This is a genomic window from Sporomusa aerivorans (assembly GCF_041428895.1).
Lineage (GTDB): Bacteria > Bacillota > Negativicutes > Sporomusales > Sporomusaceae > Sporomusa > Sporomusa aerivorans.
In genome coordinates this window covers 5,923,310-5,935,852 of sequence record NZ_CP156926.1, presented here as the reverse complement: position 1 = coordinate 5,935,852, position 12,543 = coordinate 5,923,310, and the positions used below count along the sequence as shown (strand labels likewise).

General features: G+C 46.8%; 9 protein-coding genes. All 9 read left to right on the top strand.

Translation table 11 applies throughout. The features are described 5' to 3' along the window. The first annotated feature begins 11 nt into the window (after nucleotides 1-11). The gene (locus SATMO3_RS28215; protein ID WP_371374237.1) at nucleotides 12-1,997 is read left to right on the top strand and encodes a methyl-accepting chemotaxis protein; all 1,986 of its coding nucleotides are present in this window, start codon (nucleotides 12-14) and stop codon (nucleotides 1,995-1,997) included. 45 nt (nucleotides 1,998-2,042) lie between these two features. Beyond that, the gene (locus tag SATMO3_RS28210) at nucleotides 2,043-2,903 is read left to right on the top strand and encodes a 3-hydroxyacyl-CoA dehydrogenase family protein (protein WP_371374235.1); all 861 of its coding nucleotides are present in this window, start codon (nucleotides 2,043-2,045) and stop codon (nucleotides 2,901-2,903) included. Between the two features lie 466 nt (nucleotides 2,904-3,369). After that, a complete protein-coding gene (locus tag SATMO3_RS28205) occupies nucleotides 3,370-4,674 on the top strand; it encodes an S-layer homology domain-containing protein (RefSeq protein WP_371374232.1) in 1,305 nt (434 codons plus the stop codon). A 379-nt stretch (nucleotides 4,675-5,053) separates the two neighbouring features. Continuing rightward, nucleotides 5,054-6,022 carry an NAD(P)H-dependent flavin oxidoreductase gene (locus SATMO3_RS28200; protein ID WP_371374229.1) on the top strand — a complete coding sequence of 323 codons (969 nt, stop codon included), beginning with the start codon at nucleotides 5,054-5,056 and terminating at the stop codon, nucleotides 6,020-6,022. Between the two features lie 54 nt (nucleotides 6,023-6,076). After that, nucleotides 6,077-7,237: an acetyl-CoA C-acyltransferase gene (locus tag SATMO3_RS28195; protein WP_371374226.1), complete on the top strand. Its 1,161-nt coding sequence runs from the start codon at nucleotides 6,077-6,079 to the stop codon at nucleotides 7,235-7,237. Between the two features lie 444 nt (nucleotides 7,238-7,681). Next, nucleotides 7,682-8,473 carry an enoyl-CoA hydratase/isomerase family protein gene (locus SATMO3_RS28190; protein ID WP_371374223.1) on the top strand — a complete coding sequence of 264 codons (792 nt, stop codon included), beginning with the start codon at nucleotides 7,682-7,684 and terminating at the stop codon, nucleotides 8,471-8,473. Between the two features lie 94 nt (nucleotides 8,474-8,567). Continuing rightward, complete coding sequence (locus tag SATMO3_RS28185; RefSeq protein WP_371374221.1) at nucleotides 8,568-9,710, top strand: acyl-CoA dehydrogenase family protein; 1,143 nt, start codon at nucleotides 8,568-8,570, stop codon at nucleotides 9,708-9,710. A gap of 22 nt (nucleotides 9,711-9,732) precedes the next feature. Next, nucleotides 9,733-10,926 carry a CaiB/BaiF CoA transferase family protein gene (locus tag SATMO3_RS28180; protein ID WP_371374218.1) on the top strand — a complete coding sequence of 398 codons (1,194 nt, stop codon included), beginning with the start codon at nucleotides 9,733-9,735 and terminating at the stop codon, nucleotides 10,924-10,926. 174 nt (nucleotides 10,927-11,100) lie between these two features. Next, the gene (locus tag SATMO3_RS28175) at nucleotides 11,101-12,519 is read left to right on the top strand and encodes an SLC13 family permease (RefSeq protein ID WP_371374216.1); all 1,419 of its coding nucleotides are present in this window, start codon (nucleotides 11,101-11,103) and stop codon (nucleotides 12,517-12,519) included. The last annotated feature ends 24 nt before the right edge of the window (nucleotides 12,520-12,543 follow it).

The following is a 12,543-nucleotide window of genomic DNA, read 5'->3' as shown; positions in this document are numbered from 1 at the left end:
GAGTGATCTGTGTGAAGTTGGTTCGAAATAGCATTCAGACAAAATTAACGGTAATGATACTGTTGATTATTAGCGTTGCATTATGCACGCTGGGAGGAATAAATTATTGGGAGGCTCGTCAGATCATTAGCGCGAGCCTGTCTCGTGATATGGAAAATGTGGCAAAAAGATCTGCCGGAGAAGTAAGTGACTGGTTAATTGCCCGGCAAAACGAATTGGCAATTGCTGCCATTGATCCGGTTGTTGTATCTGGAAATAAAGCGGCAATGGTACCTTATTTAAGCTCAGTTGTAAAATCCATGCAGGGGATGGATGGCATTGCCTATGCCTCGGCCGATGGATCCTTTATCGGCAATTCGGGAATGACAGGCAACGTAGCTAAAGCCGAATACTTCATTCAGGGAATGCAGGGGCAAACAGTCATAACTAATCCTCGAATCTCGCCGGTTAAAGGAAATTATGTCACAGTAGTAGCTGTTCCGGTCAAGTCAGGAGATCGAGTAACCGGCGTTCTGTTTGCCACAGTGGATATGGAAGGTCTGGCAAAAAAAGTAACCTCAACGAAAATTGGCAAATCAGGTTATGCCTATATTGTACAAGGCGATGGAACAGTGATTATTCATCCTGACAAGAATGTCATTTTGAAGCTTAATACGCTAACCGACGACAAAATTTCGCCGGAATTGCGGAAAATTACCGAAGAAATGGTTAATGGTGCCAATGGAATTGTGCAGTATAAATATGCAGATAGAGAGAGGATTGTCGCGTATTATCCCGTCGAGGGGGTAAAATGGTCATTGGCCGTTACCGCTCCTATAGAAGAGATTACCGATAGTTTGTCAAAACTTCTGGTTACGACGATTATAACCATTCTGGCAGTATTGGCATTAACTGCGTTATTGATTGCTTGGTACGCCCGCCGTTTTGTTAAGCCAATTCTACTGCTCGAGACTGCTGCCAACCGTATTGCTGGTGGGGACGTTTCTTCGGAACGGCTGGATATCCATTCAAATGATGAAATTGGTAGACTGGCTCGTAGCTTTGAGCTTATGTCCCACAATTTATATACGCTAGTAAAAAAAATTCTGGGGGCTACTGAGCAGGTAGCAGCTTCCGCCGAGGAACTGAACGCCAGTTCTGCACAGTCTGCACAGGCGGCAAATACAATTACAACGGCTATTACCCAGATCGCGGAAGGATCAAATGAGCAACTGGGAGCGGCCGATTATACCCGTACCGTTATTGTTGAGATGACTGACAGTTTGCAGCAACTTGTTTCGCGGGCCGATCAGGTCGCTTCTAATTCGGATCAAGCAGCCGGACAAGCACAAGAGGGGGATCGGGTAGTAGAAAAAGTTGCTTCACAAATGAGGCAACTTGAGGAAACCGTTATTTCCTCCGCCCAGGTTGTAAGTAAGCTGGGAGAACGATCGAAAGAGATTGGACAAATTGTGGACACGATTTCCGGTATTGCCGGACAAACAAACCTGCTGGCGTTAAACGCAGCAATTGAGGCAGCGCGTGCAGGCGAACAAGGCCGCGGTTTTGCAGTCGTTGCGGAGGAAGTACGCAAATTGGCTGAGCAATCACAGGATGCTGCCAAAAAAATTGCAGAATTAATTGGCGAGATACAAGGAGACACCGATAAGGCTGTAGTTGCAATGGACAATGGCACACGGGAGGTTAAGATGGGTGCTGAGGTTGTTAATACGGCCGGGGTGACTTTCCAAAAGATTGTTGAAATTGTCGATGAGGTTTCTCAGCAAGTTAAAGAAATTTCCGAGGCGATGCAGCAGCTTTTTGCCGGCAGTCGAGAAATTGTGTTATCTATCGAAAAGGTTGATTCCCTCGGAAAAAAATCGGCCGGTGAAGCACAGGGTGTCTCTGCTGCAGCAGAACAACAACTGGCTTCCATGGAAGAGATTGCTTCTTCCAGTCAGGCATTAGCTGATTTAGCACAAGACTTGCATTCAGCAGTTAATTCATTTCGTATATAAAAACATCGTATCTGTCCATAAAAATAAATGAGGGAGGACATAGTCATGAAAATTGATGATATTAAAAAAGTGGTGGTTATCGGCGGAGGAACAATGGGTAAGCAAATCGCGCTCAATGCTGCGATTCATGGATATGAAGTCAATTTAACCGATAGTTTTCCCGGCGTATTGGAGAAGGTTGACACTTGGAGCAAGGAGTATCTGAACGGCCGTGTAGCAAAAGGAAAAATGGCAGCAGATGTGGCACAAAGCACGATAGCCCGTTTTCATATGGTTCATGATTTGGCTGAAGCGGTAAAAGATGCTGAGTTGGTTATTGAAGTTATTGTAGAAAAGTTGGGCGTTAAACAAGAACTTTTTGTAAAACTTGAGACGCTTACTCGTCCTGATACTATTCTGGTTAGTAATTCCAGCACTTTTGTACCTTCTGTGATTTCGTCCCGGATGAAGAATCGGTCAAGGGTGGCCAATCTGCATTATTTTAATCCAGCGCTGCATATGGAGCTGGTAGAAGTGGTTGCGGCACCTCAATCCAGTAAGGAAACAATTGACACATTGATGGAGTTTGCTACCCGTATCGGTAAAAATGCAATTAAAGTCCAAAAAGAAATCGAAGGCTTTGTGGTTAACCGATTGCTTGGGGCAATTAATAGTGAAGCTTGGTTTCTTTTGGAAAACGGTTATGCAACTGTCCAGGAAATTGATATTGCAGCGGAAAAAGGTTTGGGGCATCCGATGGGCCCTTTCCGCATAATGGATTTGGCTGGCCTGGATGTAATCTATGACATCCGTAATGCTAAGTATAAGGCTGGTCAAGCTGAACGTCCCCCGAAGACGCTGGAGGAAAAAGTAAAGAACGGTCATTTTGGCAGAAAAACGGGTCAAGGGTTCTATACATATAAATAATTTAAAAGCTATATTCATAGCCCCTTGTTAAATCTCTCCCTGGGCAGGACCGAAGGATGAACGCGTTAGCGTGAATGCTTCGGTCCTGCCCAGGGAATTGTGCTTTAAAGGGGCAATTATCCTGCGTAACAATCCTCGAAAAGTATGGCTAAATTGGATTTTACTAATTGTTAACTCAGAATAAGTAATCGGGAGTGGAAGATGAAATACAATACGAAAATTGCGATACAAGATTGTAATCTATATCAAAATTTTGTTACCGCTAGCGATCTCAGTGATTTTATATAGACACCAATAAATCAATTAATTTTTTATTGTTGTTTATTACAGATAATAAATCCGCTGGGTTTAGCGGTTTGACCTGATGTGAATGACATAAAAAAGGCAAATTGGCATGTTTCTTGCTTTTACTAGGGCAGACGGACAGGCACCAAGGGTCTTGTCCCTAACAAAAGGAGGAAAACACATGAAGAAAACTCTTGCTACTCTTCTCGCACTTATGTTTGTGCTCGGTATCGCCGGCACCGCACTGGCTGCTCCGGCCAACACCTTCGCAGACGTGCCCGCCACGCACTGGGCTTATGGCGCGGTGAACAAACTGGCGAAAGCCGGAATTGTTGACGGTTATGGTGACGGCACCTTCCGCGGCGACAAAACCATGACCCGTTACGAAATGGCCCTGCTTGTCGCTAATGCGATGACCAAGTCGGAGAAGGCCGATGCTGAACTTAAGACCCTTATCGACAAGCTGGCTGACGAGTTCGCTGCCGAGCTGGACAACCTTGGTGTTCGTGTCTCAAAACTTGAAAAATACGCTTCAAAAATCAAGCTGACTGGCGACGCCCGGTTGCGCTGGATTCACCAGGAAGCCAGCACCACCAATCCGGCTTTTGCCGAGCGCTTCCGTTTGGCTGCTCAGATTGACGTAAATGATACAGTCGGCTTCTATGCACGCTGGCAGGTGCTCAATCACAACACCATGGGGACTTATAACGCCGCTACTGCTAATTACATTACCGACGCCAGCGTGAACGTGAAACGGCTATTACCGAACATGGATCTCAAAGCGGGTCGCTATAGCCTGAGCCTTGGTGAAACTACCTACTACTCCGGCACAGTCGGCGGCTTTGACGGTGCCGAACTTGCCTGGAAACAAGGCAAAGTAGCAATCTTTGCCGGTTACGCTGATCCCGGCAGTCAGTTTGATTATGCTGAGGCCGACCTTACCACTGGTAACAACCCTTACGGTAACCTCTACTACAGCCAAATGGCCTATAAATTTACCGATAATGCCAAGATGAGCGCCTTTTACATGAAGAACCAAGACAAGGGTTCAGCCGCCGATAAACTCATCAACACTTACGGCGTCGGCTTTACCTATGGTTTCGGCAAGAACTGGAAGGTTGTAGCCGACTATTGGAAGAATACCGCTGATGCTGCCCGGCTTTCTGACGGAAGTGAACCGGCCGGCAGCGTGTACCGCCTGCAGTATGGCACGATGAACCCGACCGTTCCCGGCAGTTGGCAGGCCTTTGTCGAATATAATAAAATAGAAAAAAATTCCAACGTGCCTACCTTCACAAGCGCGTATACAGTTGCCTCCAACATCAAATCTTGGGATGTTCAGTACGCTCGTACGCTGAGCAAGAACGTCACCCTGGAGGCTGTCTATCAGTTCGATATGAAGAAAGCTGACACTGGTGCTGACTACTACACTGGCGACGGCACTGGCGACACCAGGACACGGATGCAAGTCAACTTTTTGTTCTAGTTTCACCGCTAAACCGTGCCGTATGGCGCGGTTTTTCCGGTTTAAAAGCTCTATGACAAACCGCGGAACTGAAGAAGCCAACAGCAAAAAAATGTTAATTAAATGCTGCCGAAATAATACAAAATTTGCAATACAAAAATGGAAGCGACTAACGGTTTTGAATATTGACGGCATTGATAAGGCTAATTATGCAAATTAAGAATCAAATTTATTGTTGTAGTTTAGTTCTTTATATACTGGCGTTTACACGGCTCCGCCGTTATAAAAAACAAGACGCAGCCGTACATGGCACACTTCTTGCTTTTAAATGGAAGCGGAAGAACGATGTGTTGTAATTAAATAATTGCGCAGTGGCGCACGAAGATTGGAGAGGACAAGAATGAAAACCAGAATTACCGAACTTCTAAACATTAAATATCCCATTATGCAGGGTGGACTTCAACATCTGGGAACCCCGGAACTGGCTTCCGCCGTATCCAATGCCGGCGGCCTCGGGACCATCAATGCCACGATTTACCCGGCTATTCCTGAATTCCGGGATGCAATCCGTAAGATGAAATTGCTAACCAGCAATCCCTTCTGTGTCAACGTGTCCATGCTTCCTACAATGATGCCGGGAGAACTGACGCCGGAATATTTCAAAGTAATTGTTGAGGAAGGCGTTGCTGTCGTAGAAACAGCCGGACGTGATCCTAAAGAATTTGTCCCCATGCTAAAAGCAGCTGGCATAAAGCTGATTCACAAAGTCGCAGCTGTGAAATATGCCAAGAAGGCCGAAGAAGCTGGAGCTGACATGGTTACCATTGTTGGCGTTGAGTGTGCCGGTCATCCGGGCATGGACGATATTACCACCATGATCCTGGGCAACAAGGTAGCAAAGACTGTGAAAATACCAGTCTTTATCGGCGGTGGTATAGCTGACGGCAAAGGCTTAGTTGCTGCCTTGGCTCTTGGCGGCGATGGCATTGTTATGGGTACGCGGTTTGTTGCTACGCAGGAATGCATTATTCACCCCAACTTTAAACAATGGATGGTTGAGGCCAGCGAGAATGACACTATTTTGATTCAGCGCTCAATCAAGAACATGATTCGCGCTATGAAAAATGAAGCGGCATTAAAATGCCTGGAAATGGAACAACAGGGCGCCACTCTGCAGGAACTCCTGACTATAATCTCCGGTAAAAAAAGCAAAGCCTGCGTGATGGAAGGCGACTTGCAGGGAAGTATCTTTGCAACAGGGCAGGTTATGGGCTTGATTGACGAAATCAAACCGGCAAAACAGGTTATTGAAGATGTCATAAGTGAAGCGGAGAGTGTATTGGCACGTCTGGAAGCCATAAGAAGCTAAAATCAATTTCAACATCTGCAATAAAAATATGAGTTGAGTAAGGAGACAATTCACATGAAAAAGGCAGTTATCGTTTCTGCAGTCCGTACGGCGGTAGGTAAGTATGCAGGGCAATGGACAACGGTTCCTTCGGACAGGTTGGCAGCCGCTGCTATTAAAGAAGCCGTTGGCCGATCCAAAGTCGATCCCAGGGAAATTGAAGATGTCATTATGGGCAATATCTATGGTCCTCATGGCAATCATGCCAGGGTAGCTTCGCTGCTTGCCGGTCTGCCTGTTGAGGCGGGAGCAACCACGATTGACAGGCAATGCGGCTCCGGCACTCAGGCTATCGTCAATGCAGCTCTTAACATTATGGCAGGCTGCGGTGATGTTTATGTTGCTTGTGGCGTAGAACACATGACACTGCAGCCTTATCAAATGGAAAAAGCGCCTGGTGCGTACTCGTGGCAGCCACCTAAGTTTTTAGCCAACCGCCTGTCGACAGATGAAATTGGCAATCCCCCAATGCCAGTTACTGCCGATACCTTGGCTGCACGCCACCATGTAACCAGACAGGAATGCGATGAATGGGCGCTTATTTCTCATCAACGTGCCGCCAAGGCGATTCAAGCCGGCGTTTTTAAAGATCAAATAGTGCCTGTGCCTGTTAAGACCAAGACCGGGGTTGAGATGGTCGATACTGATGAATGCGTACGGTATGATATTTCTCTTGAAAAAATGGCTAAATTGCAACCATTGTTTCCCAATGGCGTAACAACCGCCGGTAATGCCTGCCCCCGTGCTGATGGCGCGGCCGCTGTCGTGATAATGTCGGAGGAGCGGGCCTTAGCACTGGGACTCAAGCCGCTGGCCAGCGTCAAATCCTTCGCAGTAGCGGGGCTTGACCCGAACATCATGGGCTACGGGCCTGTGGCTTCCACTGAAAAGGCCTTGAAACGGGCCGGCTTGTCCATCAAAGATATTGATGTCATTGAAATGAATGAAGCGTTTGCCGGACAATTCATTCCTTGCCTGCGGGATCTGCAGCTTGATCCTGAAAAAACCAATCCCAACGGCGGCGCTATTGCGCTGGGTCATCCGCTAGGCGGCACCGGGGTTGTCCTTACGACCAAGCTGCTTTACGAAATGATTGCGAAGGATTATACCTTTGGACTGGTAACCATGTGCATCGGCGGCGGCCAGGGCATGGCAACAATTTTTGAACGTTATTAGGCCAAATGCCGTTACCGGACTCATTCGTTCTGCCAAGTATAAAGCAGGCAATGCGGCTGACGACCTCCCAAGACACTGGAGGAAAAAGTCAAACAGGCCATTTTGGCAGAAAATCCGGCCAAGGTTTTTATACTTATAAATAACGTTAATCCTAGCGCTTAAGCAAATAAGGAACACGATTGCATCACAGTTTGGGATGGCCGTTGGCACTGGGACTCGTATCGATGAGCACGGTAGCTCAAAAGCGGTCATTCCTATTTATCCTGTGACTAACCCGCTCTAAGCCCCCCTTCTGTAAGTGGGAGTAAGCGCGGATAAGTCCCGGGATAAGGGCAACTAACCTTCAGATGGGGTTAAAAACCCACCTGAAGCTAGTCTACTTTATTCAAGTAACAGGCATGATTAAAATTTTTTTCAAAAAGTGAAAAAGGGTAGGTGACGTAGATGAGTGACATGAAGGTTATTCTCAAAAAAGAGAAGGGCATAGGGTTGGTTATCCTGAACGATCCGGAACATCGCAATATTCTTTCCGTATCAATGGCCGAAGCTTTGGAGAAATGTCTGGATGAATGCAATGCCGACCCTGAGATCCGGGTAATTGTTCTACGCGGCGCCGGCAAAGCTTTCAGCGCTGGTGGGAACCTCAATGTAATGAAAGAAAGAGTCGATAGCGGAAATGCCAAAGCATACAGAGATGGTGTCAGTAAGCTGGGAAAAGCAGCTGTGAAGATAAGACATCTCCGGAAACCCGTGATTGCCTCCATCCACGGAGCTGCGGCTGGCGGAGGTTTGAATCTCGCTCTGGCCTGTGACTTCCGTATCGTATCTGATGAAACAAAATTGGTTTTTTCTTTTGCCAATATTGGGTTAGTTCCAGACTTGGGTGGACCGCTTCCCCTGCTGCGATCCATTGGTGTAGCCAGGACTACCGAGCTTCTTATGACCGGTCGGGTGTTTTCTGCCGCCGAGGCTCTGGAGTGGGGCCTGATTAACGAGGTGGTTCCGCTAGACCAACTGGAAGCGGCGACAATGCGTCTTGCAGATCAATTAGCCAACGGCGCAACTGTTTCCTACGGCTATATCAAGGCTATGATTAACCAGTTAGCCTTTCATGACCTGGAAGCGGAGATTCGCTATGAGGCTGAATATCAGGCCATATGTGCGGCAACAGTGGATCACAAAGAGGGAGTAGATGCCTTTTTAGAAAAAAGAAAGCCTGTTTTTCGAGGGAAATAGAAAAGCGCAGAACTGGCTAAGACAACTCGAAAAGAGAAACCCGGTAGTTAAGAGGCGATAATTTTAGTACAAAAGTGGTGGGGAGCTGTTATTAATGGATAGAATTTTACCGTTTACTGATGAACATGAAGTATTTCGTAGTGCGTTTAGTGAATTTTTAGACCAGGAAGTGGTTCCGCATTATGGGCAATGGGAAAAGAACGGTAGTGTTCCAAGGGAAATTTTCAAAAGGTTTGGCGAATTAGGCTATCTTTGTATCTGGCTGGACGAAAAATACGGCGGTGTTGGCGGTGACTTGCTGTATTCGGTAATCCAGGCGGAAGAAATGAATGCACGTGGTCTGAACAGTCAGTATACCAGGCTGCATGGGGATGTTATCGCGCCTTATATTTATGCTCACGGCAGTGAGGAATTAAAAGAGCGCTGGCTGCCGACGTGCGCTGCCGGAGAGAAGATTCTTGCCGTAGCCATGTCGGAACCACAAGCGGGATCAGACCTCGCCAGTCTGGAGACCAGTGCGGTTAAAGAGGGCAGCTACTATATACTGAATGGCAATAAAGCGTGGATTTCCAATGGAATGCTGGCCGACCTTGTCGTTGTGGCGGTTAGGACCGATCCGAATGTGAAACCGCATAAGGGTGTCAGCCTGCTGTTGGTAGAAACCAATACGCCGGGCTTCAGGCGGAATCGTGTTCAAAAGATCGGTATGCATGCGCAGGATACGGCGGAATTATTTTTCTCTGATTGTAAAGTGCCGCAAGGAAACTTGCTGGGTGAAGAAAATAAAGGGTTTTATTATTTGATGGAAAAGCTGCAGTGGGAACGAATCATGGCGGCCATATGTGCTGTCAACCAGGCGCAGTACAGCCTGGCTCTCACAATACCCTACGTAAAAGAGAGAAAAATGTTTAATCAGACGTTAAGTGCGTTTCAAAATACACAGTTTGAACTGGCGAAAGCGGCCACGGAAATTGAAGTCGCTAAAAGTTTCGTAGATCAGCTAGTTGTTCAGCACCTGGCTGGCAAAAAAATCAGTAAAGAAGTTGCTATGGCCAAATATTATTGCTGCGATTTGGCATTCCGCACAGCGGATCGCTGCGTGCAATTGTTTGGGGGGTATGGGTTATGCGAGGAATATCCTATTGCCAGACAGTTCGTTGATAGTAGATTTTCTAAGATGCTTGGCGGGACTTCTGAGGTTCAGCTAGTGATTATTGCCAAAGAGCTGGGATTATAGCATTACTAACAAGGAGGATATAATGAACACTTTTGAAGGATTAAAAGTTGTAGATTTTACGACCAACGCTGCCGGCCCTTTCGCTACTGCTATGCTTGCTGATTTTGGTGCTGAAGTGATCAAGATTGAGAAGCCTCAGGCGGGCGACGACATGCGCTCTTTTCCACCGGCAGTGGATGGCACCGGGGTTGCGTTTTTTTGGTTCAATCGTGGCAAGAAATCGATTGTGCTGGATATGGAAGATCCCAAGGGGCAGGAGGTCGCCAAGAAGCTAATCGCGGCGGCGGATATCGTCGTGGAAAGCTTTAAACCCGGTACTATGGAGAAATTCGGCTTAGGCTATAAGGATGTCAAAGAGATCAAGCCGTCGGTCATTATGTGCTCTGTTTCGGCATTCGGACAGACAGGGCCCTACCGGCACAAGCCGGGATATGATATTGTTGCGCAGGCGCTGAGCGGCGCCATGGATTTAACGGGAGAACCGGATGGGCCGCCAACCCGGTCCGGTCTTGTTTTAGCTGATTATGTTACGGGGATACATGCCTATGGGGCTATCATTACAGCCTTATATCACCGCCAGCGTACCGGCAGCGGACAGCATATTGACATATCGCTGCTAGATTGTATGGTCTCCTTAAATGGTCTTATTGAGCCTGCAGGTTTAGGCCGGAAACCTACCAGAACAGGTAATCATCATAGTTTGTTAGCTCCCTTTGGATTATTCCAGGGAACAGGCGGCAGCGTTATCATCGGTGCACCTAATCAGAAATTTTGGAAGTCGCTCTGCAAAGTTATGGGCAATGAGGCTCTTGCTGATGACCCGCTATGCCGTACCGGAGCAGACAGAATTAAAAATCTTAAAAAGCTAATTTTTGAAATAGAGAATTGGCTCAAGAAATTCCCCAATGTGGATGAGCCGCTCGCCTTAATAGATCAGGCCGGAATACCTTGTGCAAAAGTAAATACTACCAATGACCTGTTGGAAGATATCCAACTGCAGGCAAGAGATATGATTCGTGAGTTAGAGCTGCCTGATGGAATGTCAATTCCCAAAATTAAAGCCAGAGGCAATCCCTTTAAGTTTTCGGAAGCAACTGCCGTTATGAAAAAACCCCCTGCTTTAGGCCAGCATCTGGAGGAAGTACTGGATGGACTTGGTTATGGAAAAGCGGAAATTGCTGAACTGAAAACACAATGGAATCTTTCTGGAAAATAATTTATCCTGTGACTAACCCGCTCTAAGACTCCCCTTCTGTAAGTGGGAGTAAGAGCGGATAAGTCCCGGGATAAGGGCAACTAACCTTCAGATGGGGTTAAAACCCCACCTGAAGCTAAGTTTGCTTTATAGAGTTAGCGTGAATTTTCATGAATAGTTACTGGAGGTAATTGTGTGACTGAAGCAAAGCGGATAAATTGGCTGAAAATTATTGGCGGAATTATTGGCATTATTATCGGGATCGCTATTGCCAATATTCCTGCGCCTGAGGGGATTTCCAAACAGGCGATGTGGGGAATCGGGATCTTTAGCTGGGCGGTAGTGTGGTGGATAGCCGATGTGCTGTCTGACTTTGGCACAGGCCTACTCATGTGTTGTGCCTGGGCAGTTTTTAAAGTAGTTCCCTTTTCTGTCGCTTTTGCCTCTTTTTCGACGAGTACTATCTGGATTATTGTTGGCGCCCTTGGCTTTGGCGTGGCTGCAACCAGAAGCGGGCTACTCAACCGGGTAGCATTGATGACCATGAGTAAGTTTCCGTTAACCTTTGGCGGTCAGGTACTGGCTTTACTGAGTGCCGGCCTGGTTTTGACCCCGTTCATTCCCAGCGGTACCGCAAAAGCGGCCGTTCTGGCCCCTTTTGCCCGGTCAATTTGTGAGAATATGGGTTATGAGAGCAAAAGTCCGGGAGCGACAGGACTTTTCAATGCGCTGTTCGTGACGACAGGGTTGGCTTATCCAATATTTTTAAGCGGTAATTTTCTGTGCTACGCCATTTTAGGGTTACTGCCCAAAGACGTACAGGCGCAAATGACCTGGGGAACCTGGTTTATCAATGCCCTGCCGTGGGGTCTTACCATGCTTGTTTTAAGTTATTTTGCTATTGTGACCTTATATAAGCCGAAAGAAAGCAATTCAATGAACTCCGGCTTTATTAAGGACAGGCTGGACAAGCTCGGCCCCATGACAAAACACGAAATCATTACAGGAGTAGTTCTTATCATAGCGTTAATTCTGTGGATGACGGAGAGAATGCATGGTATTGAATCAGCCATTGTAGCTTGTGTTGCACTGATTGTCCTGATGGCTTTTGGCGTTTTTGACCGCAATGCCTTCCGTGCTAACATCGCCTGGGATGCTGTTGTGTTCATCGGAGCCCTTATTAATGTATCCGGTGTTTTTAAAACACTCAAAATTGATGCCTGGATTGGTAAAGTCCTTGCTCCCTACCTGTCTCCGCTGGTATCAGGTAATATCTTCCTGTTTATTATTCTACTTTGCTTAATTATATATGTCGTCAGGGTGGTTCTGGTATCTCAGCTTGCGACTGCTGCCATATTGATCCTCGTGCTTACTCCGTTCAGTATTCAAGCGGGAATTAATCCCTGGGTTACTGCTTTCGTCATCTTTGTTGCCGTTAATGTATGGTATACATTCTATCAAAATGCTAGTTTTCTAGTCGCGTACTATGCTACCGGCGGGGACATGGTAGAACATAAACATACAGTAAAAATGTGTGTGGTTTATATGGCTGTTTCTCTTCTTGGTCTGTTGATTAGTGTACCGGTATGGAAGATGACAGGCCTTATCCGATAGCACTACGACAAAGAATATTGATTG

Bases quoted from the DNA above. Each gene is read 5' to 3' on its own strand.
- SATMO3_RS28210 (WP_371374235.1), top strand. From the start codon at position 2,043: ATGAAAATTGATGATATTAAAAAAGTGGTGGTTATCGGCGGAGGAACA.
- SATMO3_RS28205 (WP_371374232.1), top strand. From the start codon at position 3,370: ATGAAGAAAACTCTTGCTACTCTTCTCGCACTTATGTTTGTGCTCGGT.
- SATMO3_RS28200 (WP_371374229.1), top strand. From the start codon at position 5,054: ATGAAAACCAGAATTACCGAACTTCTAAACATTAAATATCCCATTATG.
- SATMO3_RS28195 (WP_371374226.1), top strand. From the start codon at position 6,077: ATGAAAAAGGCAGTTATCGTTTCTGCAGTCCGTACGGCGGTAGGTAAG.
- SATMO3_RS28190 (WP_371374223.1), top strand. From the start codon at position 7,682: ATGAGTGACATGAAGGTTATTCTCAAAAAAGAGAAGGGCATAGGGTTG.
- SATMO3_RS28185 (WP_371374221.1), top strand. From the start codon at position 8,568: ATGGATAGAATTTTACCGTTTACTGATGAACATGAAGTATTTCGTAGT.
- SATMO3_RS28180 (WP_371374218.1), top strand. From the start codon at position 9,733: ATGAACACTTTTGAAGGATTAAAAGTTGTAGATTTTACGACCAACGCT.